Genomic DNA, 23,255 nt, shown 5'->3' with positions numbered 1-23,255 from the left:
TAAAGATTTGTAGTGAACGTGAGTGCGTCTCGTAGAGAGGACTAAAGTCCAATACACTTGGGTTAAGCATTTCCTCCTTCTCTCTTCTCTCTTCTCTCTGTGTTCTCTGCGCCTCTGTGGTTCGTAAAAAAAAGAGTTTCAGCCCTTTTGTAAACCGTATTGGACTTTAGTCCTGATTTGAGGGCTTCAGCCCTCACTACAAAATAATATCAAGATTTTTTACATTACTTAACCTAGGTTGATTTATTCTCACCGACTTACTTAACATTTGCGATCGCAATATTTGTGAAACTTCATTTATTGTCTTAGAGGATGTTTGAAAAGTAGTTAGCTGTATCTTTACACTTGTTGATCCCCCCTAACCCCCCGATAAATTGGGGGAAGAATTAAAGTCCCCCTTTTTAAAGCAATACAGTTCAGTTAAGGATTTCTTTCTTCTCTTTGCGTCCAACTCTTACGAGACGCACTCGCGTTGGCGTCCTTCTCCCAGGGGGAGACGCACTCGCGATGGCGGTTCGTTAAAAAAACTGACTTTTACTGAGAGTTTTAGCCTTAACCCAAGTGTATTGCTTTTTAAGGGGGATTTAGGGGAATGTGAAAATTGGTATAATTATCTGTATATTTAATTGCTCGGAGAAACTATGCAAATAAAAGACATGACGACAGAACGGTTACAAAACTAGATCCGTAATACAGTAGATGAAATTCTAGATGAATACTTCGCTGATCCTGACCAGGGAAACAAAGTTAAAGAGTCGTTCAAGCAAAATTTATTAGAAATACGGCAAAAACGGCTAGAAGGAAGACCTACTATTTCTGCATTGGAGGTCTATAAAAGGTATGAGACAGAGCATTAAATGAGTTATTCTGTGAGTTTTCAACCAGAGTCTATAACTGATTTAGATAATCTGGCTCAAGTGGTGCGACTACGGATTATTAATAAGATTGAATGGTTAAGTATCAACTAAAATCCTTATGGCAAAGACTATTTCAATTACCGATTCACTAGTTCCCAATCCTGTCCCCAAATCAACAATTATTCGTTTGGAGAATATATATAAAATATATGGCAGTGGTGAAACCGAAGTTCGAGCGCTGAACGATGTGAATTTGACTATCAACGAGGGCGAATATTGTTCAATCATGGGGCCCTCTGGTTCAGGTAAATCCACAGCGATGAATATTATCGGCTGTCTAGATCGTCCTAGTATTGGGCACTATTATTTAGATAATCTCGATGTGGCGCAGATGGACGATCGCTCATTAGCACACATCCGTAATAAAAAGCTGGGGTTTGTCTTCCAACAATTCCATTTATTACCCCAACTCACAGCATTAGAAAATGTGATGCTGCCAATGGTTTATGGTAGCATCAATTCAAAAGAAAGAAGCGATCGCGCCATAGAAGCACTGATACGAGTCGGTTTAGCAAATCGTCTCAAGAACAAACCAACTCAACTATCTGGTGGACAACAACAAAGAGTAGCGATCGCTCGGGCGATCGTCAATCGTCCCGTAGTACTCCTAGCCGATGAACCCACAGGCGCACTCGATTCGCGCACAACTGAAGAAGTCTTAGATATTTTTGGCGAACTAAATGCTAGTGGAATCACCGTTGTCATGGTAACTCATGAACCAGAAGTTGCTCGTCAAACCCAGCGCATTGTTTGGTTCCGTGATGGTAAAGTAGTACACTCCAATCTCACACCATCTGACCTGAGTCAGGTTGCTGTGTCATAAACAGCAAGCCTATTTGATTTGTAAGAATTAAAAGCCACAGATCCCCGACTTGTTTAACAAATCGGGGATTTTGTTGATCACCGTTATGGATATGGATTTAGTCTAATTACAAACTCGACGTTTTCCCAGTTTCTGCTTGCGTTGCGATCGGCTTGACGTCGGTGTAACCCATTTCACCAGCTATTGTCCGAAACACCGAAATTTGCTCTTCAAAATCTAGTCCTTCAATTTGGGAAACCAGATCATTAATTGCCTTACTTGGCCGGTAGCTAGCTGGTAAGTCAACCACCGTATCACCCATAGCTACTGCCCAAGCATACCAAACTAACAACTGGTTGTTTTCTTTTATCGCCCCATAGGCACGAGAATATTCTGTATCTTTGCGGTTAACTATATCCCGCATAATATCTAGTTGCTGCTCATCCGATAATTCAAAATAATCTCCTAGCAAAATTGGCGCTAATTCTGGTTCAGCCGCAGCCGGAGCAGCTGGCGTGATGGAATCACCCATTTTTTCATAAACGAAATAGAACCAGGCTAATTTAGCATCAGTATCTAAGGCGTTAAATGCATCCACCAATTTTTGAGTTTCATTGCTCTGGGCTTGAGAAATAGTTTTATCGTAACTTGCAGTCATAATTTTGTTTCCAAGGAAATTTAACAGGCCAAACTAAGTGTTACCAGAGTTTGAGAATCAAATTCTACTATCGATAGAAAGAGTTAAATTAATTGGAAAGTCTAGCTTTAATCTACCTTTTAATAGAGGTAAAAGTCTCTCCTAAGGAAGCAACGAAGCAGTGCATTAACTTGCTAAAATCGCCTTAGCAATAAAAATTTACCTTAAGGTTTTTAATTATGCCAGATGAAGTAAAGCCCAATTTAAATGAAGCTCCCACCCATGATGCCCAATTAGCTGCCGAAAGCATAGCTAGTGGTGAAGAAAAAGCGCCAAAGGTGGATTTTGATGCTGATTATGCAGCTGCACAAAAATTCAGCGTGAGTGAAGTTGATCGCACAGGTGAAGGTGCAGCAGCAGCCGAAGCAGCCACTGCACCTAAATATCAAATCTCGAAGCCAGAAGAGACAAAAGTTCAAGCGCAGTCAACTGGTAATCCTGACGATTATCTAGAGTTAGCAAAGGAAGTTGGGAATTCTAGGACTGAAGGTGTAACTAATGTCAGTGATGATTTAGTACAACAAGCTTTGGAAAAGGGTGAAGCGAAAAAGTAATTTTTTCCTAACATTTAATAGTTAAAAGTTAAAAGTTTAACTATAGCGGTTCTCAGTTGAATGAGGAATAGCAACCCCACCCCCAACCCCTTACAAAGGTAGGTATTTTGTATTTGGTCATTTTTTGACTATTTCACGCGATTTAAAAATTCTGAAACGACTAAACTCCAGTAAATAGTTGAGAATTTTCTCAACTATTTTCGAGATTCCAAAAAACCTACCCTTGAAAGACCCCCAACCCCCTCCCCGCAAACAAGGAGGGGGCTATGATGTATATCACGTATTAGGAAAACTTACAAAGCATCCGGCTCAAGCAAGTCATACAGAGCTTTTTTACCATCTGTCTGACTTTTCAAACACCCTCTTAGACATCTCCGAAAATTAGGTTTTCACCTAAGTTAAGTTGGCTCGAAAAAACATAAATATGTTACGAAACGTAAATAGGCTTAAAACCCTTGTAAATGACGAAGGACAAATGACTAATGACAGCCTTAGCCAGTTAGCTTTAATTGCGCCGACCTACTTAGACAGAATAAAGGTTTGAGATTCTTTTTCCGAGATGTCTATTAGACATCTGGTGAAATTAAATATGCGTTACCAAGAACCCTTGTAGAGACGTAGCACTGCTACGTCTCTACATTCCTTTTGGGAGATGTCTATTGGGCAAAAATCCCGATAACGGCGGCAGGGTAGCTAAACCTATCCAACACGACGGAGGGAACTTATACTGTCGTTTGAAATACCCCCTGGGAGATTAGAGTATAGTCCTGGCCCAAGAGTGTTCTGAAATGCCCCAAAGTTGGCGTCTGTATAGAACCGCCATACACCCCGAATAATGACAATAGATGAGGTTATATCGTTGAAATTATCACCAACGTACCTAATACCATCATTTAGTGATGCATTAACAGCCAGAGGATTACCGCCGGCGAATCCTCCATCTCTATACAAAATTACATCTGGGTCGTTGCTCCCAGTAAAGGCTACACCACCACTATAGGTAGCAGCATCTTCATCATCAAGTTCCTTGATAGCAGGAATTGCTTCAAAGAGGTTCTCTTTCATTTTTTTCTCCTAATTAAGTGTGAATACTTCTTTTTTTTGGCGTTGTATAACTCTATGAGTTATGTTTCGATCTTAGTAGGTAAGCACAAATCAACCTGACTATTTACAAAATGTAAAAAACTCTAATACCAATTCTCTAAGAGGATGTTTGAAAAGTATTTTTAGTAACATCTAAGCCTCCCAAACCTAACCCCCCTAGGGCGTATTTTCAAACTCGAAGATCCCCTCTAACCCAATACGGTTCACAAAAGGGCTGAAACTCTTTTTTTACGAACCACAGGGGCGCAGAGAACACAGAGAGAAGAGAGAAGGAGGAAATGCTTAACTGAACTGTATTGCCCCCTAACCCCCCTTTTTAAGGGGGGAAAAAAACTCTAAAAACCCCCCAATCTATCGGAGGGTTGGGGGGATCTCCAAAGACTGAGATGCTTAAAGAAAGGTTTGAAAACACGCCCTAGCCCCCCCCAACCCCTGGGGTAAATGGGGGTTTCAAAGCCTCTCGACCCTTGTCTAACGACTTCTTAGCGATTTTAAAAGTAAAGCTCTAACCCGTTTTTAGTATAACTATTAACTATTAAATAATGAACGACTATTCATCACTTCTAGTAGTTCGCTAGGCCGCTGAATTAAATAATCTGGATTTTGTTTAGCTAGCACTTCTGGTGAATTAAAGCCCCAAGTTACTGCAATTACTTGGATATTTGCTTTCTTTGATGCTTCTATATCTCTGGTTTCATCTCCAACATAAATAACTTCTTCAGGTTTGAGTTGCTTTTGCCTCAATACATTATTGATGATGGTGGTCTTGCCGAAAATTGTAATTCCTGAGTAGATAAAATCAAATAAGTGATTTAAATCATTAATTGTCAGAAATTGTGTAACATTTTCTTGAGAATTGGAAGTGATAATACCCAGTTTATATCCTTTACTTTGAAGTTCTATTAATGCTTCTTTAATTCCCGAAATTGGCTTTAATTCTGGGATTTTGTTTTTTAATTCCCCTTTAATTTTTTTAACTAGAAAAGGTATCTGAAATAGAGAAACTCCTGAGTACTTAATGATTTCTCGTGATGTTAAGTTTTTCAGGAAAGATAATTGCTCTGGACTTATTTGTCTATACCCAAAGTCTACAGCTAGACGATTAGCAATACTTACAAGGGCATCTACTGTATCAGCAATTGTGCCATCAAAATCAAAAATAATTACTTTTTGGGTCATTATTTGCCTGGATGCGTCAAGATTAGCTAGGGCGTTGCGTCGTAACATTTCTGGCTTAATCCGCCGCAAGGCAGATGCTGGAAATCGTTTATTCCACTCCTGATCTGAGATTTGGGCTAATTCTACCAGGTGGGGAGCGATATTCCCAGGATAAGGCTGAAAGTCTGCAATATCAGTTGTTTGGGCAAACTGTTGATTCCAAGGACAAACATCTTGGCAAATATCGCAACCAGCAACCCAGCCTTGCAAATTAGGTGTAATTGTCTTAGGCAATTCCTCTACCCGATTTTCAATGGTATGATAAGCAATGCAGCGATTAGCATCCACGACAAAAGGCTGAGTAATTGCACCTGTAGGGCAAGCCTGAAGACAACGAGTACAGCTACCGCAGTGTTCTGTATGCGGGCGATCGCTCTCTAATTCCAAATTGGTCAACACTTCTCCCAAAAATACCCAAGAACCATATTCCCGTGTAATTACATTACCATTTTTGGCAATCCAACCAATTCCGGCAAGTTGAGCCAACACTTTATCTTGCACCGGGCCAGTGTCTGCATAATAACGAGTTCGCACGCTTGCATCAAGTGATTCTAGCCATGTAGCTAGCTGCTTGAGTTTTTTATGCATCACCTTGTGATAATCCCTTCCCCAACCATAACGGGAAATTTTGGCATATTCTTCGCCTTTGGGACGTTGATGCGGTGTGTAATAATTTAGCGCCACACACACTAGCGATCGCACTTCCGGCATCACTAAGCTGATATCCTGACGTTTTCGGTTAGCCATCCATTCCATATCGGCGTGATAACCCAGTTCAATCCATGCTTGCAACCTTTGTGCTTCTGTGGCATCTAACCTATCTACAGCAGCAATTCCAACTTGGTGAAAGCCCAACTCGCTGGCTTTTTCTTTCACCACACTGCTGCTTGTTACGGAATACTGATTCATTTTTTTATCTGGATTTTTGCCTAACTAAAGGCAGTTTGATATTACATTATGTAGTCAATAATTTTGATTAAGATTTGTTACTCACCATCCATAGAGGCTGTTTTAAGACTTCCATCGTGAGGAAGATTTACCAATATGTAGCAATCTATCTCAACAGCAGCTTTCTTTTTACCTATTTTTGTATTGAAATTAATATTTAGTTAGCATAATATAGGTAATTCTATGACCTCTGCTGAATTTATATCCCCAGCGCAGTTGACAGAAGAATTCCCGATTGAGGGAATTACACAACCAAGTGTATTGCGTTATTTTGAAACCTTAAATGCAGGAGAATTTGAGGAAACTGCTGCCTTATTTGCGATAGATGGTGTGATGCGTCCACCATTTGAATCTGATATTGTGGGGACAGATGCGATCGCAGCCTACTTAAAACAAGAAGGGCAAAACATTAAAGCTTACCCCAAAACAGGAATAGCCGAGACTGTAGAAAACGGTGACATCCAAATCCAGGTAACAGGAAAAGCACAAACTTCGTGGTGTAGCGTGAACGTTTTATGGCTATTTATCCTCAACCAACAACGGCAAATTTTATATACTAGAATCAAACTTTTAGCTTCTCCCCAAGAGTTACTTGCTTTCCGCCGTTAAAAGTAGCAAATAAATATAATAATGGCTTGATTCTGACTTCTGAATTCTTAATTCTTCAATCACATGACTTGAAAAATAGTAATTTGTGTCTAAGTACGTTGGTGCGAAAAAACCCAAGTATGTTACGAAACGTAAATAAGCTTAAAACCCTTACTAGTGACAAATGACAAATGACAGCCTTACCCAGTTAACTTTAATTGCGCCGACCGACTTATTGAACTAATTCGGGTAAAGTAGCTTCTAGCTTGAGACAATTAGCACCATTAATTTGCAACTGATAATCTACTTTATCCATGAGACGATTCATAATCAGCCAACCATAACCACCTTCTTGTTTTTCCATAGGGTTGGGAGCGTAGTAGCTAGACATATCAAAGCCTTCGCCGTAGTCCCAAATTTCTAGGGCAAAATCCCGGTCTTTCACTTCCAAACGTAGTAAAATCGGTAAATTTGGTTTATTTTTGTGGGCATGACGGACTGCATTTGAGTAGGCTTCCACCAAAGCCAGTCTCAAACGACTTGATTGCCGCGACCAATCAACAGATTCTCCTAGTTGGATTTTCAAACATCCCAGTAGCCAGTTTTCGACAATATTAAGAAAAACCAAGTCACTTGGTACATGAAGCTCACTTTTCATTACTTACAAAATCTCCAGCGAAAGTATAGTTTGATCGTCTTCTTGAACGTGATTATCTGCTTGGATGCGAGCTAGTAAATGATTAAGACAAAGCGGTTGTTGTTCTTGTTGTAAGAGTTGCCAAAGACCATCTTGATTAAGCATAGAACGGTTCACAGGCTCAACCCCAGGCACTGTTTTTGCTGCTAAATCACAATTATTTGATACCATTGCTTCTGTAATTCCATCGCTGGCTAGTAACAATGTGTCTCCAGAACTCAGAACCAAGCGACCAGACTCTGCCTGCCACTTAGGCAAGATTCCCAAAGGAACGCTGCGGACTTTGAGGTAATTGGGATTTTGGGCTAAAGCGGAGCAGCGTGACCATAATAGTGGATAGATATGACCGGCATTAGTGTAGACGAGTTCCTTAGTGGTAGGAGCATAACGCGCTAACACAAGGGTGATGAAATAATTGTTGCTAATTAAATCTTCACTCAAAGCGTGGTTGAGGTTTTGCATGACCACATTTGGCTCGGCTGGTGCTTCTTGAGATAATTCTCGGCGCAAGACTGAAATAATACTAGCCATAAATAAAGCAGCTGGGACACCCTTGCCAGAAACGTCACCCACAGCCAACCACAAATCACCTTTGGGATGAACAAAAACTTCAAAAAAATCGCCTCCGACTTCCCGCGCGGGATAGCAGCAGGCTTGCACCTTCACACCTTTGATGTCAGGTAAACTTTGGCGTAGCAAGTTGTATTGAATTTGGCGAGCCACTTCCAACTCAGTGTGAATCTGTCGTTGCTTTTCTTGGAGGTGCTGGTAGAGTTTTGCTTGAGAGAGGGCTAAGGCTGCTTGTTCAGCAACACCTGCAATCAGTTGGATGTCTTCGTCTTCCCAAGGGCGATCGCGTCCCCATTGGTGGAGGGCCAGCACAGCGAGCATATGCTGCTGGTAGCTAAGTGGCACAACCAGGTGGTGACAAGGATTACCGTTGAATTCATTTTGAGCGAGTTGATACTGAGACGTTTCCAGCACTTTTTCAATTAAAACACTGGGGTCGAAGAAGCAATCTGATACATGGGATTGAGGATCACGGTAGAAGAACTGGTCTGGTGTGAGGCGATCGCCATCTACTGGTCTGAGCAAGCAACTGGTAGCTTCAAATGTTTGTCCAATAGTTGCTACAATCTTTTGCAGCATACTATCGTAGTCTAAAGATTCCCGAATTGCTGTTGTTACCGCATTAAACAAAGATTCTCGCCGTAGGGCCCGACGCAACTCTTGGGTGCGCTTTTTAACTAGGCGATATGTATCAGCGCCTTGCTCAACTAAGGCTCTCAGTCGTTCCGGATTCCAGGGTTTGGTAATGTACTTGAATACCTGACCAGAGTTAATCGCATCCACCAAATCTTCGACATCAGTAAAACCAGTTAACAAAATCCGAATCGTGTCTGGAAAGCGCTCTACAGTGCGACTAAAAAATTCAGTCCCATTCATTTCTGGCATTCTTTGGTCAGAAATAATCACCGCCATCTCGCCAAATTGATCCAAGATTTCCATAGCACCAAAGGCATGATTGGCTTTATATACTTGAAAATCTCGCCTAAAAGTGCGGTAGAGTAAATCTAAGTTATCTGGCTCATCATCTACCACCATGAGCTTAAGTTTTTCCAGCTCCATCTCAGCCATATTAGACTTTAGTTTTCACATATTTGAATTGCGAGATACTATGATGTTTATCCCACCTGATAAATAACAGAAAATCAGAGAAGCTATTCACTTTGAAAATATAACTTTCTCAAAGTTGTAGGTTTCCCTTGATCATCTTCAATTGCTCCACAGCAGAGTTAACTTTATCCAACCAACCCAGAACGCAAAGCCATTACTGCTGCTTGGGTACGGTCATCGGCACATAGCTTATTCAAAATATTGCGAACGTGAGTTTTAACAGTCCCAACAGTGATATAAAGTCTTTCTGCAATGACTGCATTACTACAACCTTCGACAATCAACTGTAACACTTCTAACTCCCTTTCTGTCAGGGCGTAAGGTTGAATTCCTTCCAAATTCTCAAAAGAATCAGGGTTATGGACAATAGTCTTGGTATCGACAAAAGCTGATTCCAACTTTTGAGGATTTTGTTGCGCTTGTTGTAATACAATCCGAGCGATCGCCGGATCGATCCAGGCGTTGCCATTGTAAGTGACTCGCACTGCTTCCAGCAAATTATCGAATTTGATATCCTTCATACAGTAAGAGTCCGCACCAGCAGCAAAAGCTGCTAACACAGCTTCTTTGTTATCCCGCAGCGTCAAAATTAACACCTTTGTCAGTAGCTGCTGCCCGTTAGCAGTAGATTTTAACTCCCGTGTCAACTCAATGCCATCCTTGTCTGGTAAACCAATATCTACAATGGCAATATCTGGTTGTACTATTTTTAACATCTTTAGCCCCTCGACAGCATTAGCAGCTTCACCTACAACTTCAATTTCATCTTTTTGCAGTAGTGCTGTGCGGATACCTACACGGGTTAGGTCATGATCTTCAATTAGAGCGATACGAATTTTACTCATAGCCAACTTCAGCCCTTTACACTACCTTAACCATAAAGTCGAGTTTCGTGACATACTCCTACAGTAACTGCAAGCAGTATAGTGGGAGCTTTTGTTCCCGGAACCAGAGTTGCGAGTTGAGCGTTTTATACCCGGTGAATATTACACTTTCAGAATAAAATTTGGACTGGTTCAGTCCAAGTACAAGCGCCCAAGACTAATTGGTTCAATATGCTTTCTATTGTTGCAGGGCAATTCGCTACGAATTTATGAAATATTGTACTAAGTTCTAATATAAAAAATTTGATAAACTTAACATTCAAGGAAATCTGGTGTGGGAGTTAATCAATAATAGGCTATGTCTAAAGCCAATCAAGCATTTTCAGTCTTGGGAATACCAGTTCATGTCATGGCTAACTATCCAGGCTGGTTGTTAGAATGCCTCTACGCAGGCAAGGGAACTCATGTAGTAACGCTTAATGCAGAAATGATTATGCAGGCAGAGCGGAATCAATTCTTAGCTCAGGTCATTAAAAATGCTGAACTAGTGATTCCAGATGGAGCCGGGGTAGTTCTCTATTTGCGGTGGCTGTTATGGCAAAAAGTCCAGCGTTTTCCGGGGATTGAACTAGCAGAAAAACTTTTGCAAGAACTTGGGCAACAAAAGACACCCGCAAAGGTATTTTTCTATGGAGGAGCGCCTGGAGTAGCCGCAAAAGCGGCAGATTTTTGGCAGGAGCAAATTCCACATTTGAATATAGTAGGCACTCACTCAGGCTACCATTCGGCAGAAGGAGAAGCACAATTGCGACAAACTCTTGCTCAATTGCAGCCGCAAGTGATTTTCGTCGGTTTGGGAGTGCCACGTCAAGAGTTATGGATTGCGGAAAACCGCCATTTTTGTCCCCAGGCAATTTGGATTGGTGTCGGTGGCAGTTTTGATATTTGGTCAGGAAGTAAAACTCGCGCTCCCGCCTGGTTAGGAAATAATAATTTGGAATGGTTGTATCGTCTTTATCAAGAACCTTGGCGTTGGCGGCGGATGTTGGCTTTGCCAGCGTTTGCTGTAAAAGCGTTTGTTTATCGTTTGACAGCGAGGGGTGCAATTAGTTAGGAGTTAGGAGTTAGGAGTTTGGAGTTTGGAGTTTGGAGTTTGGAGTTGGGAGTTTGGGGTTATCAGTGTTATTACTGAGTTAGTGTTAAAGTCTTCAAAAGGTTTTAAATTTTCTTTGTTTCTTTTTTAAATTCCCAGGCGAAACCTGGGAATCCTTATTTTTGAGAGGAATGTCACATCTGAGCCGCCAAACTGTTTGGTTGTGGATATGAGGAAAATTTAACAATGCCAGTATTAACAACTCAAGTTAAGACCGATAAATCTGTTCATGGAGAGGACTGTGAAACTCAACAGCACGGTAGCAATATTACTGCAAAGGTGCAATTGCAATCTGTAACTAAGACTTATACTAACGGCACTCACGCCTTGTTGAATGCGAACCTTGAGGTAAAAAAGGGAGAATTTCTGTTGATCACGGGGCCAAGTGGTTCTGGGAAATCAACGCTTTTGAAACTGCTGTATGGTCAGGAGTTGCCTACACAGGGAGAAGTAATTGTTGATGAATGTAATGTAGCGGATTTACAGGGCGATCGCTTGTCATTATTTCGACGACGGATTGGTATTGTTTTTCAAGACTACAAACTAATTACCCAACGAACAGTAGCAGAAAATGTGATTTTTGTGCTGCAAGCTCAAGGGTATACCCGTAAAGAAATTCAACGACGTTTGGAACCAACTTTAAAGCTGGTAGGTTTGCTGAGTAAAGCTGACTGCTTTCCAGATCAACTGTCTGGGGGAGAGCAACAGCGAGTGAGTATTGCTCGTGCGATCGTTGGTACACCACCCCTGCTGTTGGCAGATGAGCCAACTGGAAATCTCGATCCAGATAATTCCTGGCAAGTGATCCAGATTCTCCAGAAGTTAAATTCCTTTGGAGCTACAGTAATTGTTACTACCCACGATGAACAATTGGTGCGGCGATGCAATCATCCGGTAGTGCAAGTTCGCAATGGACGGCTGTCTCGAAAATAAGTATTGGGGATTGGGCACTTGTACTGCCCTTAAGAGCGAGACGCACTCGCCTTCGACTACGCAGTTCGACTGCGGTTCCATCTCTTCTTAGGCTACGCCAACGAGCAAAGTCGAGATGCTCACCGTCAACTCACCAAGCGCGAACGCGAGTGCGTCTGGTAGAGTTGTCGAAGTATTGGGCATTGGTTAAGACTTATCGTTTAACCAAAGACAAATGACTAATGACAAATGACTAATGACAAATGACTAATGACAAATGACTAATGACTAATGACTAATAAACGTGGTGCTTAACTTTTGCTGATAGGGGTGTGAAAGTTGTTGCTGTTTTGGGTGGTAGAACTTCTAGGCGATCGCAGGCTTGTAAACTTTTAAAAGCTGCCTCTCTAACTACAAGTTCTTCCTCTCGACTCAGTAAAAGTTGCAAGCATTCGACAACATCTTGCTGTACTGAACAATCAACTCGCTTACGGCTGATGAATTTAGTTAGTTGACGTAGGGCAATTAACCGCTTTAATGGATCTTTTTCTGTTAAATTGACCAACAACTGATCGAGGTGGTCTTCTTCTCGATTTTCATAAAAGTTGACAATTTGCCATACCAATAAAATTAAAGTTAACAGTGTTCCCACACCTTGCACAATAGCACCTGCGGCAATCCAGTGACTGTGAGAGTCAACCCAAATTGCAGCTGCCATGTAAGTGCTGACGGTAGCAAGACCACCACTGACAACTGCTAAGGCTAACCGACGATTTGAACTGTTTAAGAACTGACGTATTTTAGACCAGCGCAATTGCCAGTCCCACTCTTGCATTGAGTAAACCAATACCATTACTCCAATGCCGATTAAGAGAGCCAATAGCAGTTTCCAGTTCCACAACAACATGGCAAGGACGATTGTCAGGAACCCAAGAAAGCCCCCAGGCCCAGAGAAGCGCCTAAATGTTTGCTGCCTTATGGCTCCCTTTGTCTTGAATTTTGGAAGCGACCAGTTCCAGTTGGGGATTTGGTTGATCAATTGCTGCCAAGAAGACGAAGCCTGTGCCACAATGTTTACCTACTTGATTACGAAATTACCTATTGTATAAGTTTTACTAGGGATGAAGAAAGGATAAAGTCCCAAAGCACAAGATGTCCGGTTTTATGGACGGATAGTAGACTAGTACAGCACGGCGCCAATTAAGATACCATTTTCAATCGCTCAGAGCAAGGGCATCTTGTACATAAGTAAGTCGTAATTAAGTATGTCGCTGCAATTAAAGCTAACTACTGGGGGCTGTCATTTGTCCTTTGTCATTCGTCATTGGTAAGAGTTTTAAGCCTGTTTACGTTTTGTAACATAGTTGGATTTATTTTCGCCGAGTTACTTAAATAGGACTTACGCAATAACTCTCTGAAACTCTTATTCCTTTGTGACGGCAGTCGCTCATGGGGGAAACCCCCAAGACCGCGCTGCCTCTCCTTTGCGTCCTACCCTGCGGGAAGCCGCTCCGCGTCTATGCGGTTCCTTTTTTCATTATTTTGCGTAAGTCCTGTTAAATACAAAAACGAAACTGATCAATGGTGAATTGACCATCAAAAGCACAGAAGGCAACGCTGTAGATATTATTCACATTTATAGATAATAAGATGTTGGGGGGAATTACCGAGTCTGAATTGGCAAGATTAGCGCTTGGTAGTACGGTTTGGCCCAGCAGTTGCCGATTGCGATCGTAGGCGGAAAGCACTAGCCGTTGCGAACTAGTGACAAAGGCGCTAACTGAGTTAACCGGACGCAAGAAAGTAGCTTCTAAAAATCCGCTTTTAGGCGCTCCCATTAAGACTGTTAGCCCTGAATAGGTTGGAAATGCTGGATTTGATGGCTGTATTGCTAGACAATTGTGAAAAATTACTCCCCAGCGTTCATACTGGCGTTCTACTGCTTCAAAACACTTCAAGTCATCTAAGTCTAAACAAATACAAGTAGGTACAGCGACTCTGGCAGCGTCAATAGCTGGCTCGACCTGACCCCGCCAAGGTGAAGCTTTAATTTCATTTTGTATATTATACTTGTCAAGCGCAAATTTAGCGTCTTCAATCATTGGTAGTTTATTTGATTGAAGAGTAGCCTGCTTTACCATGACATCCAGCCTTTCTATTACGTAGATACTAATTAGACTATTTATACATTTGAGCTATTTTTTATACATATAAAAGTAAAATTAATAGCTTATTCAAATAAGCGTTTTGACACTTATTGACGCTCAAAATTATTTATCAGTTTTTTGTTAGATTACCATAAAAACTTATGGTGAGTTCAAGCTTGAGTAATAGTCGCTACCATGAAAAACCCTTGTAAACCAGTAATTCCAACCTTAAGTTACTTTTTATTGTGAAAAAAAATACACAATCTTTACAAGTAATCCAGTAATTTTACATTTACTTAATCTAACGATAGTGAGAAGTCTGAGACTGATTGGTTCGCTGATAATAACAATGAGTGGGAAGTTTGAAGTAAACACGTAAACATCCAGGGTGACTAAAGAAGACGCAGGGAAGGGAAGATGCGGGGAGGACGCAAAGAAATTTACGACTTACGCAAGTGTCACAAAAAATAAAAGCTTTTAGTTTGTAGTAAGGGCTACCCGCTCCGCGAACAGCCCTGATGAAAGAGGACTAAAGTCCTCTCTTCTCTTCTTAGGCTGCGCCAACGAGACGCACTCGCGTTCACTACAAATTAAAAATAATATGCCAGTTGCGTAAGTCCTAAAATTATTAAATACTCTGTTTGTGTCCTCCCATCCCAGGTTTGTTCTTTCACTTGTGCCAACTAATTACCAAAAAATACTTATGTTTCAACCACTAGGATTTGAACAACGCTCCATAAATACCTCACTGGGTAGAATGGTATATTACAGTGCCGATGGGACACCCTGGCAGGACAATGTGACTGCCAAAGATGATCGGGAAACTTTGGTGTTCCTTCACGGCTTTGGTGGCGGATCTTCTGCTTATGAGTGGTCGAAAGTTTATCCGGCTTTTGCTGCTGAATATCGGGTGATTGCGCCAGATTTAATCGGTTGGGGGAGGTCTGAGCATCCACCACGGAGTTATAACATTGAAGATTATTTGACAACGATTCGGGAGTTTTTCGAGCAGACTTGTACTGGCCCAGTGACAGCGATCGCTTCTTCTTTGACCGCAGCGTTTACAATTCGGGTAGCAGCAGATCATCCTGATTTATTCAAGTCTTTAATTCTTACCACCCCCGCCGGACTTTCCGACTTTGGCGAAGACTACTCCCGTAGTTTTTTTGCTCAGTTAGTTAGCGTTCCCATTGTTGATCGCTTACTTTACAGCACTGGAATTGCTACTAGTGGGGGTATTCGCGGGTTCCTAGAGCAACGGCAATTTGCTCAGTCTAATCGAGTCTACCAAGAAATTGTAGATGCTTACCTCCAATCCGCCCAACAGCCTAATGCTGAGTATGCAGCACTGTCCTTTGTCCGTGGCGATTTATGCTTTGATTTATCCCTTTACATTCAACAGCTGACTACTCCCACTGCCATTATTTGGGGACAAAAATCAGAATTTACAGGCCCCTCAATTGGTCGCCGCCTTGCCGAAATGAATCCCCAAGCGATCCGATTTTTTCAACAGTTGGAAGATGTCGGGTTAACACCACAGTTGGAATTACCAGCAGTGACCATTGGATTAATTCGCAAATTTTTGCCTTTGCTTAATTAATATGATCAAAACTGCCCCCCTGGTTCTGGGATGTTATTAGGACTTACGCAACAACTCTCTGAAACTCTTATTCCTTTGTGTCCAACTCTTACGAGACGCACTCGCGTTTGCGTCCTTCTCCCAGGGGGAGACGCACTCGCGTTTGCGGTTCGTTTTTTCATTATTTTGCGTAAGTCCTGGTTATATGTCAATACGCTTGGCTTTGTGGATAATTGTAGGTTGGGTTGAACTTTAGTGTTACCCAACAAATGCCCGTTGTAGGTTGGGTTTCGTTCCTCAACTACACATTTTTATTTTTTGGGCTTAACCCAAGCGTATTGGGTTATATGTAGCATAATCCGCTCGGATTAAGGCTAAAGCTGTTTACCAAAGTCAATTTTTTTAACGAGAAAATATTATCAACAAAAGTGACAATACTATTTGTCTTTCAATCTGATATCAATAACAGTTGCATTGAAGTTGTAGTTAAAGCCTTCTAACTCAAATGGCATACCAATTTTTACTTTACTGCTACCTAGAACTGGCCCGCTTTCAGTGCTTTTGGCTTTACCTTCTAAGGTCAAAAGCATATCTGTGCTAAAATTATTGGTCTTTGGATCTGGTAATTCTTTAACAGTGCCATCAGGTTGGAAAACATTGACTGTTCTAGGTAGCTGCTGAATAGATTTAATCTCAATCGGGCCCCCGTATGGTTGATTGCGGATAATCACGTTAGTTTTTCCGCCTTTTTTTAAGCCGTTGTTAAATAATTGCTCAGGATCACGTACATTCAAACCACGAACTACTAAGTCTACTTCTATGGGTACTATTTTCTCGCCGATTTGGGCAAGACCCAAGCTAGACAGGAAGGTAGACAAGATTACAAATATAACTAGCAGAGTTACCAGTGCAGCACCTAAATCTAGGAGGTTGATTTTGCCGAACAAACGACCTTTTGAATCTAAAATAGCCATAAAAATTTTTCCGAGGTAATAGTGAAGTAATTGATTGTCGCAAGAAGGTTTTTAATGGAAACGGCAATTTTACCTATTTGGTAATAACTCAACGCATCTGGGGGTTGCAGTTATGCGACAGTTTATCATGAGTTAGTAAGTTCTAAGGAGGGGCTGCTAAACCTCAAACTTTTACCATGCAACTTAGAATATTTTAAATCCGTCTCATAATTTGTCTCATTATTTTATGTTCTCCCAAAATAATCTTCAGAGCGTATTATGTTCAACTGGAAAGGTTTTGTTGCAAATTACCGTGTGTGGCGGCGTAGTTGGTTTTATCCCCTAATTTCGGTGGTAGTGGCCTTGAGTCTGTGCCTAAGTACACCCTTGCCTGGAAGAACTTTAGACTTATTACCTCTCATATTGCAGGGAGTCCAGGTACTTCAGCTTTCTAATATATCCGATCGCCAGGAAACTGATATTGGTAAGCAGATTAATCAGGAAATACTGGGGAGTGAAGTCCGACTTTACCGAAATTCTGAAGTTAATCGCTATGTCGAACAAATGGGTCGGCGTTTAGCAGCTAATAGCGATCGCCCCGATCTCCCCTATACCTTCCAAGTAGTTGAAGATGATGCTATTAACGCCTTTGCGACCTTGGGAGGTTATGTATATCTCCACACAGGTTTGCTGAAAACCGCGGATAATGAAGCGGAACTGGCAAGTGTGATCGCCCATGAAATTGGTCACATTGGCGGGAAACACCTGGTTAAACAGATGCGACAAAAAGCGATCGCTAGTGGTTTAGCAACAGCAACCGGTCTAGACCGCAATACAGCTGTGGGTATTGGTGTAGAACTTGCCTTGAATCGTCCCCGCAGTCGTCAAGATGAATTTGATGCCGACCAAAGAGGGTTGAGAACTTTGACACGCAGTGGTTATGCCCAGTCTGCAATGGTTTCTTTTATGCAAAAGCTGCTGAAAAAAGGTGGTTCTGTGCCGACATTTTTGAGTACACACCCCGGAACCAGCGATCGCATTAATGCCCTGAAACGTGCAATTAGATATCAACCTAGTAAGGGAAAAGATGGCTTGGATAGTGCTAGTTATAAAGCTAATATTCGACCATTAGTGAGGTCTTGAGGACATTGGTTATCCCCCCACTCCCCGTGGTCTAGAATATTGCTCAATTCTTATTGCGGCAATCAACTTTTATTTTGGCTGGATCAACGATAATTACAACATCTTCTAAAGGCAGGGCACGGATATAATTTTTAAAGATATTAACTTGATAAACCAAATGATTGGTGACATCCAGTCCAGTCAACCATCCACTCCGGGGGTGATAAGCGCCAGTATCTATGTCTAACCATCCCTGTCCCTGTGCCAGTTTACCAGGAGAAACACCCGGCAGCGTAAAGGTGATGGTGTGACCGATGATAATTTGCTTATCTGGGAAGTAGGGTTTTTCAATGCTGTGAAATTCCTCTCGTATCCAGCACAGTTGATCGGCTGTTTGTTCTGTCACCGACTTGGAAGGGTCAACACCAGCATGAGTTAACCAAATATCTCCCAAATCAAGGTATGTAGGCAAAGTTTTTAACCAATCCAGATGGTCATCAGGAATTGGAGCCTCTTGGTAACTGGCCACGGTAGCTTGCCCTCCACCATACAGCCAAGCTTGCATCGTCGAGGAAGAAGTCCTTTCATTGGTCAGAATGTTTAATAACATCTGCTCATGATTTCCCAGCAAACATGGGTAGTTATTTCGCTTGACAAAATTAACTACTTGTGAGCTATGAGGCCCGCGATCAATTAAGTCTCCCAGAAAATAGACTTGATCCTCTGACGTGGGGGCGATCGCCTCCAACAATCTCATTAAACCTTCATAGTGTCCATGCACATCCCCAATTACAATCCGTCTGGGGCTAGTTTTGCTCATTTTTTCTTAGCTGCAATAGTTTTGGCTAATACTTCTGCTACAGTTTAAGCTGTGTGGTTTCCGCAATGGAAGGTAAAAAGACTAAATAATTTTTATTTTAATTTAATTTTTGTACGAGTAATAAACTTAACTTATCAAATATATACAACGGCAATTGTTTTTCAGATATCACTTACAATGACAATGGGCGCAAGTGAATGGGGAAGTTGTACCAGTTCACATTCAGTTTGATCATGTTTTAGCAGATGCAGAAGATGCCCATCAAACTCTGATTGCCACGGGGAAATAGGGGCGAGTTAAGGCTAAGTACAGATGCAGCGTAAAATCGTGGCCAATTGAGGGTTGAAATTTAAACGCAAAGGGGCGCAAAGGGAAGCGCAAAGGAACGCAAAGAGAATTCGCTACGAATTAATGAAATGTTGTACTAAGTAGAAATCGCTTCAACTTAGATCCAATTTTGCTTTGCGTATTCATTTTCTCAAAAATCTAATTATTGAGAGTGTTAAATATTACTTCTATTTGACACAAATGAGTAGCTGTACTGAGGTTGTGATAGCGTATTGTAATATCCTGCAACAATCTTTATTTTCTCAAGCAATCGTACTGATGAGTGAGCGATCGCTGACTGATTGTTTTATAGAGAGAAGTGCTAGCAGCTTTGTCTGAGCTACTCAATTAAATGACATACTTACTATGCTGAATCCAAATTATCAGAGAACCGTTGAGGAACTGCGTAAGTTAGCCTCTATGTTTTGGCCTTCAGAATTATCTAGACAAGAAGCTGAACTTAGTATAATTCCAAAACTCATTGAAACTCAAGACCAATTTATTGCCATTTTGAGCGTTGATGTGTCTAGTTTAGAGGGATTATTTCAAATTGTTAATTCTTCAAATATGTTAGCAAATCTCTTTTTAAAACTTGTTCATATAGTCATTGTACAGTGGCATTTTCTTTGAAAGAGCTTGATGTGCTTTGTAGTTTTTTAAAGGAATATTTTTTGTAAGAACAAGTAAGCCTACATAATATATTAAAATTTACGATAAAAATTACTTTAATCTCTATGTATAAAATTCGGTTTGTTGATTTATTTTCAGGAATAGGGGGAATTAGATTAGCCTTTGAACAGGCGGCTCATTGTTTAAATATAGAAAGTGAATGCGTTTTAAGCAGCGAAATCAATAGAGATGCTCAATTAGTTTATCAAAAAAACTTTGCTCAAACAACTTTAGGTGACATTCGATTAATTGATAAACTACCAGAACATGAATTTTTACTAGCTGGATTTCCTTGTCAATCTTTTTCTCATGCTGGCAAAAAAGAGGGGTTTATCGATACGCGAGGTACGCTATTTTTTGAAATAACCAGATTACTTGATACTTATAAACCGCAAGCTTTTATTTTTGAAAATGTTCGAGGGCTTTATAGTCATGACCAAGGGCGAACATTAGCAACAATTAAAGATGAAATTCAAAAAAGAGGTTATAGTTTTCATGCTTTTTTACTCAACAGTGCAAACTTTGGCTTACCACAAAATCGTGTCCGCATTTATCTGGTAGGAATTTTAGATGCTTCTCCCACTTTTGAATTGATTTCTGATCTGGGGCCTAAAGATTCCCATTCATATAACCCTCAGCAGTTATCTTTATTTTATCCACCAAAAAAATCTGTGACTGTTGCTGACATTTTGGAAAATAATCCAGATGAAAAGTATGATTGTTCACCAACGTTTGTCAATGCTTTGAAACGAATATTTAATAATGATTTAAATCGCTTACATGGGATAAGGCTTATTGATTATCGGGGTGGAAACTCTATTCATTCCTGGGATTTAGGATTGCGTGGTGAATGTAGTGTTGAGGAAATTGAACTAATGAACCGTTTCATATTAAAGAGACGGAATAAAAAATTTGGAGAAGCACAAGATGGTAAATTATTAACTCAAGAGCAAATAGCCAGTTTTTTTAAACATCCCAATTTGGGGGAAATTTTGAATTCACTAGTTACAAAAAAATATCTAAAACTTATTAATGATAAATACAAACCTCTATCGGGTAACTTTTCATTTGAAGTTTATAAATTTGTAGATCCAAATAAAATTTCGGTAACGCTGGTTGCTAGTGATGCTAATAGATTAGGAGTTTATCACAATCAGAGAGTACGGCGACTAACTCCGCGAGAAGCTGCAAGACTGCAAGGTTTTCCTGATAACTTTATACTTCATCCCAATGATGATAAGGCTTACCATCAATTAGGAAATTCTGTGAGTATTAATGTAGTGAAAGCTGTAGCTCAGGAAGTGATTATAAAAACCTTATATTCTACTCAAGAAAGAATAGATAAATCTCAGCTTAAACTTTGCCAAGCCTATGTTTTGGGAAAGGATACATCTTCATAAATATCCGTTAGTGAACAGGCAAAGTTTAGGCTGATTAATTGTAATTCTTGATTTTCTTTATAACTATATAAAACCCATCTTCCCTCAACATTACGACGAAAACAATCAACGCGCTGGCGGGATTGACTGATTAAAACGTATTCTTGAAATGTTTCCAATTCTTGATAGTCAATAAATTTATCGCCTCTGTCAAAAGCTTCCGTTGATGGAGAAAGAACCTCAATAATTAAACAGGGATAACGTTTAAAATATTCAAATTTTATATCTCTTGGGTCGCAAGTAACCAGGATATCAGGATAATAGAAAATATTTAATGATTCAATGTGAGCTTTCATATCTGTAGCGTAGAGGCGACAACCTGTACCGCGAACATGATTTCTCAAGAGGGTAATTAGATTAGTCGTAATTGTCACATCAGCATCACTTGCTCCTGACATTGCATAGATTTGCCCTTGAATATATTCGTGTTTATTGAGGCTGGATTTTTCAGCTTCCAGGTATGCTTCTGGAGAAAGATAGGGGTGAAATTGGCTAAGAGTCATAAGCGATTTAAAATTAACTCAATAAATAGAACAATCTTTTTCGCAATAGACATCTGGTGAAATTAAATATGCGTTACCCAGAACTCTTGTCTTGACGTAGCACTGCTACGTCAAAACAATTCTTTTTCACTCTTATGTCTAATTAATATCAATCTTCTGTCTGCAATAACCAAAAGCCGCTATAAGTCATCCCAGAATCATCAGGTTGAACTAACAAAAAATGCAACCCTCGGCAATGCTTTTTCCGTTGTTCAAATGTTTGGGCTGCTGTTGTAACTTCTGGATCTTCAAAAGTCGCAACAATCCATCTATCGACTAAACCAGCTTCTAATATTAAGCCATCTGGTGCGCCAGAAATGTAGTTTAACGCCACAGAACGGGCTTGCTGTAACCACCGTGCTAGGCGCATTGATTGGCGTCCACCATAAATTACTACACCAGGGACGGGGACTGTTGATGCCAAACCCAAATTGATCGGTTTGAGATGTTCTGGGATATGTAAAATGGGAATGGGGCGATCGCTAAATCTCGTTTCCACATCACTAGCCGCTAAACTCGCAAAACGCCATTGTTCTCCCCAGAGATTCTCTGGTAATGGCGCTGGGGGCGGTTTATCCAGAACTGAGGGATATTGCTTTTCTTGTAACCACTGCTTCAGTGCTAAAGTGTGGCGAGTAGGTTCGACATTTATACTTAAATTCCGTCCAGCCGCCTCAATTAAACTTAGCGACTGAGGACGAAATACCTGAATCACATCGGGCAATTTTTCACCAGATGCGAATTCAAGTTGAGCAGTAACCCAATTAGAATTTGCTGCTGACTGGAGACAGGTAGCTTCATATTCAAAGCTGCGAGTTGCGTCACAAATCAACAACTCCCATACAACTTGTCCAGATGCATCTGGTAGTGGACGACGATAAAAATCAACTTGCCAAATTTTCATTATGTGCGGAGTGGGGATGAGGGGGATGAGGGGGATGAGGGAGATGAGGGGGATGAGGGGGATGAGGGGGATGAGGGAGACAAGCAGATAAACAAAACTCCAACTCCTAACTCCTAACTCCTAACTCAGCACTCTTTTGCCCCATACTCAATTTAAAAAGCTTGAATCCATTCTTTGACAGAATATTCAGTCCAGATGCCATTTTTCCAGTAGGGGTCATTTTCAATCAACTGGCGCACGATCGCTTCGTCTTCGGCTTCGTAAATTCCAAAAACTTTTGTGACATCCTTGGTGGGGCCAATAGTAATCAGCACACCGGATTCTTTCTGTTTTGCTAATCCATCTAAATGAGCTTGACGGTGGGGGACGCGTTTTTCGAGAACGTCTTCGCAGTAAGTTCCCCAGAGTATGTATTTAGGCATAATTACTTGTTACTCCTACTGGTTAAAAAGATATTGCTCTGGCGAATAGAATTCGCGGCTACACAAACAAAGTCCACCTCTGTGGATAATACACTCATTAAGGGTTCTTAACCCACAGAGGTAGGTTAAGCCTCGTGTAGATGAGGTTTCTAACCGGCCTTTTAACTCAAGAGCTAGACTCTATTTGTTGTCTCAACCAATCACGAAAATTAGCATGATAAATACTATAATTGATTTCTG

The 23,255-nt window shown here is 40.9% G+C and carries 23 protein-coding genes and 2 pseudogenes; 11 read left to right on the top strand and 14 right to left on the bottom strand.

All coding sequences use genetic code 11. From position 1 onward, the window contains the following. The first annotated feature begins 857 nt into the window (after positions 1-857). Both LC605_RS34165 and LC605_RS14405 read left to right on the top strand, forming a co-directional pair. A complete protein-coding gene (locus tag LC605_RS34165; RefSeq protein ID WP_369010355.1) occupies positions 858-968 on the top strand; it encodes a type II toxin-antitoxin system RelE/ParE family toxin in 111 nt (36 codons plus the stop codon). Positions 969-975: 7 nt separating this feature from the next. Then, positions 976-1,740, top strand: a complete 765-nt coding sequence (locus LC605_RS14405) for an ABC transporter ATP-binding protein (RefSeq protein WP_267868532.1) — start codon at positions 976-978, stop codon at positions 1,738-1,740. 106 nt (positions 1,741-1,846) lie between these two features. Here the strand turns inward: LC605_RS14405 and LC605_RS14400 are convergent, their stop codons facing one another. Continuing rightward, entirely contained in the window at positions 1,847-2,377 is a 531-nt protein-coding gene (locus LC605_RS14400) for an orange carotenoid protein N-terminal domain-containing protein (protein ID WP_229548207.1), read from the bottom strand. A gap of 218 nt (positions 2,378-2,595) precedes the next feature. On the opposite strand from LC605_RS14400, the gene LC605_RS14395 reads away from it, so the two are divergent. Next, positions 2,596-2,970, top strand: a complete 375-nt coding sequence (locus LC605_RS14395; protein ID WP_229548206.1) for a hypothetical protein — start codon at positions 2,596-2,598, stop codon at positions 2,968-2,970. Between the two features lie 699 nt (positions 2,971-3,669). On the opposite strand, the gene LC605_RS14390 is transcribed toward LC605_RS14395, so the two are convergent. The 3 genes and pseudogenes from LC605_RS14390 to queG all read right to left on the bottom strand — a co-directional run bounded on the left by LC605_RS14390 (position 3,670) and on the right by queG (position 6,201). Then, positions 3,670-4,035, bottom strand: coding sequence for a beta/gamma crystallin-related protein (locus tag LC605_RS14390; protein WP_229548205.1), 366 nt, complete (start codon positions 4,033-4,035; stop codon positions 3,670-3,672). Between the two features lie 567 nt (positions 4,036-4,602). Beyond that, the gene (locus tag LC605_RS14385) at positions 4,603-5,253 is read right to left on the bottom strand and encodes an HAD-IA family hydrolase (RefSeq protein ID WP_229548204.1); all 651 of its coding nucleotides are present in this window, start codon (positions 5,251-5,253) and stop codon (positions 4,603-4,605) included. After that, positions 5,228-6,201, bottom strand: a pseudogene (gene queG / locus LC605_RS14380) (tRNA epoxyqueuosine(34) reductase QueG). Before queG ends, LC605_RS14385 begins: the two are co-directional and overlap by 26 nt. Before the next feature lie 222 nt (positions 6,202-6,423). Between queG and LC605_RS14375 the strand changes: the two are divergent. Next, positions 6,424-6,849, top strand: coding sequence for a ketosteroid isomerase family protein (locus LC605_RS14375; protein ID WP_229548203.1), 426 nt, complete (start codon positions 6,424-6,426; stop codon positions 6,847-6,849). Positions 6,850-7,060: 211 nt separating this feature from the next. Here the strand turns inward: LC605_RS14375 and LC605_RS14370 are convergent, their stop codons facing one another. The 3 genes from LC605_RS14370 to LC605_RS14360 all read right to left on the bottom strand — a co-directional run bounded on the left by LC605_RS14370 (position 7,061) and on the right by LC605_RS14360 (position 10,047). Next, entirely contained in the window at positions 7,061-7,486 is a 426-nt protein-coding gene (locus LC605_RS14370; protein ID WP_229548202.1) for an anti-sigma regulatory factor, read from the bottom strand. Positions 7,487-7,489: 3 nt separating this feature from the next. Next, positions 7,490-9,163: a SpoIIE family protein phosphatase gene (locus tag LC605_RS14365; protein ID WP_229548201.1), complete on the bottom strand. Its 1,674-nt coding sequence runs from the start codon at positions 9,161-9,163 to the stop codon at positions 7,490-7,492. Between the two features lie 164 nt (positions 9,164-9,327). Further along, complete coding sequence (locus tag LC605_RS14360; protein WP_229548200.1) at positions 9,328-10,047, bottom strand: response regulator transcription factor; 720 nt, start codon at positions 10,045-10,047, stop codon at positions 9,328-9,330. A gap of 337 nt (positions 10,048-10,384) precedes the next feature. Here LC605_RS14360 and LC605_RS14355 point away from each other — a divergent pair, with 337 nt between their 5' ends. Both LC605_RS14355 and ftsE read left to right on the top strand, forming a co-directional pair. After that, positions 10,385-11,140 carry a WecB/TagA/CpsF family glycosyltransferase gene (locus LC605_RS14355; protein ID WP_229548199.1) on the top strand — a complete coding sequence of 252 codons (756 nt, stop codon included), beginning with the start codon at positions 10,385-10,387 and terminating at the stop codon, positions 11,138-11,140. 225 nt (positions 11,141-11,365) lie between these two features. Further along, positions 11,366-12,112 (top strand): cell division ATP-binding protein FtsE, encoded by a 747-nt coding sequence (ftsE, locus tag LC605_RS14350; RefSeq protein WP_229548198.1) that lies wholly within the window; start codon positions 11,366-11,368, stop codon positions 12,110-12,112. A 274-nt stretch (positions 12,113-12,386) separates the two neighbouring features. On the opposite strand, the gene LC605_RS14345 is transcribed toward ftsE, so the two are convergent. Continuing rightward, the gene (locus tag LC605_RS14345) at positions 12,387-13,160 is read right to left on the bottom strand and encodes an armadillo-type fold-containing protein (RefSeq protein WP_229548197.1); all 774 of its coding nucleotides are present in this window, start codon (positions 13,158-13,160) and stop codon (positions 12,387-12,389) included. 487 nt (positions 13,161-13,647) lie between these two features. Next, entirely contained in the window at positions 13,648-14,232 is a 585-nt protein-coding gene (locus LC605_RS14340; protein WP_229548196.1) for a hypothetical protein, read from the bottom strand. Positions 14,233-14,941: 709 nt separating this feature from the next. On the opposite strand from LC605_RS14340, the gene LC605_RS14335 reads away from it, so the two are divergent. After that, positions 14,942-15,838, top strand: coding sequence for an alpha/beta fold hydrolase (locus LC605_RS14335; protein WP_229548195.1), 897 nt, complete (start codon positions 14,942-14,944; stop codon positions 15,836-15,838). Between the two features lie 416 nt (positions 15,839-16,254). Here the strand turns inward: LC605_RS14335 and LC605_RS14330 are convergent, their stop codons facing one another. Then, on the bottom strand, positions 16,255-16,791 hold the full coding sequence (locus LC605_RS14330; RefSeq protein WP_229548194.1) for a DUF4330 domain-containing protein: 537 nt from the start codon (positions 16,789-16,791) through the stop codon (positions 16,255-16,257). Positions 16,792-17,049: 258 nt separating this feature from the next. Between LC605_RS14330 and LC605_RS14325 the strand changes: the two genes are divergently transcribed. Further along, positions 17,050-17,913 carry a M48 family metallopeptidase gene (locus LC605_RS14325; RefSeq protein ID WP_229548193.1) on the top strand — a complete coding sequence of 288 codons (864 nt, stop codon included), beginning with the start codon at positions 17,050-17,052 and terminating at the stop codon, positions 17,911-17,913. A 43-nt stretch (positions 17,914-17,956) separates the two neighbouring features. Here the strand turns inward: LC605_RS14325 and LC605_RS14320 are convergent, their stop codons facing one another. Continuing rightward, positions 17,957-18,712 carry a metallophosphoesterase family protein gene (locus tag LC605_RS14320; RefSeq protein ID WP_229548192.1) on the bottom strand — a complete coding sequence of 252 codons (756 nt, stop codon included), beginning with the start codon at positions 18,710-18,712 and terminating at the stop codon, positions 17,957-17,959. 177 nt (positions 18,713-18,889) lie between these two features. On the opposite strand from LC605_RS14320, the pseudogene LC605_RS14315 reads away from it, so the two are divergent. From LC605_RS14315 to dcm, 3 genes and pseudogenes are all read left to right on the top strand, one after another. Further along, positions 18,890-19,001 (top strand): annotated as a pseudogene (locus LC605_RS14315) (heme iron utilization protein); the annotation flags it as partial. A 404-nt stretch (positions 19,002-19,405) separates the two neighbouring features. Beyond that, positions 19,406-19,669 (top strand): hypothetical protein, encoded by a 264-nt coding sequence (locus tag LC605_RS14310; RefSeq protein ID WP_229548191.1) that lies wholly within the window; start codon positions 19,406-19,408, stop codon positions 19,667-19,669. A 104-nt stretch (positions 19,670-19,773) separates the two neighbouring features. Continuing rightward, positions 19,774-21,108, top strand: a complete 1,335-nt coding sequence (dcm, locus tag LC605_RS14305) for a DNA (cytosine-5-)-methyltransferase (RefSeq protein ID WP_229548190.1) — start codon at positions 19,774-19,776, stop codon at positions 21,106-21,108. On the opposite strand, the gene LC605_RS14300 is transcribed toward dcm, so the two are convergent. The 3 genes from LC605_RS14300 to LC605_RS14290 form a co-directional block, all read right to left on the bottom strand. After that, positions 21,078-21,650 (bottom strand): Uma2 family endonuclease, encoded by a 573-nt coding sequence (locus LC605_RS14300; protein WP_229548189.1) that lies wholly within the window; start codon positions 21,648-21,650, stop codon positions 21,078-21,080. The two genes, dcm and LC605_RS14300, sit on opposite strands and share 31 nt — an antisense overlap. Positions 21,651-21,798: 148 nt before the next feature. Then, positions 21,799-22,593 carry a Tab2/Atab2 family RNA-binding protein gene (locus tag LC605_RS14295; RefSeq protein ID WP_229548188.1) on the bottom strand — a complete coding sequence of 265 codons (795 nt, stop codon included), beginning with the start codon at positions 22,591-22,593 and terminating at the stop codon, positions 21,799-21,801. A gap of 152 nt (positions 22,594-22,745) precedes the next feature. After that, positions 22,746-23,015, bottom strand: coding sequence for a YciI family protein (locus LC605_RS14290; RefSeq protein ID WP_229548187.1), 270 nt, complete (start codon positions 23,013-23,015; stop codon positions 22,746-22,748). Positions 23,016-23,255: the final 240 nt, after the last annotated feature.

It is taken from the genome of Nostoc sp. CHAB 5836, from assembly GCF_020829445.1.
Classification (GTDB): Bacteria; Cyanobacteriota; Cyanobacteriia; order Cyanobacteriales; family Nostocaceae; genus Nostoc.
The sequence above is the reverse complement of the archived record's forward strand: the minus strand, read 5'-3'. Positions and strand labels throughout refer to the sequence as shown.